The following is a 206-nucleotide window of genomic DNA, read 5'->3' as shown; positions in this document are numbered from 1 at the left end:
TGCCGTGGCGCACCTGGATGACGCCGCGGGCGCTGTCGATGTCTTCGATCCGCAGTCCCGCGACTTCGGAGGCCCTGGGGCCGGCCGCATAGGCCGTGGTGAGCGCGGCGCGGCTCTTCAGGCTCGACTCCGCCTCGAGGAACTGCACCACTTCGTCGGCGCTGAGAACGACCGGCAGCTTGCGGGGCTCTCGCGCATAGGGAATG

At 69.9% G+C, this 206-nt stretch carries 1 protein-coding gene; it reads right to left on the bottom strand.

Annotation, left to right across the window (positions count from 1 at the left end):
• On the bottom strand, positions 1 to 205 hold a 205-nt coding region (locus tag AC0L21_RS38170), incomplete at its 3' end, for a tyrosine-type recombinase/integrase (protein WP_473267176.1).
• Between the last annotated feature and the right edge of the window lies 1 nt (position 206).

Source organism: Bradyrhizobium sp. WSM4873 (genome assembly GCF_055811355.1).
Note: the sequence above shows the minus strand (reverse complement) of the source record. Positions and strands in the feature narration are given on the sequence as shown.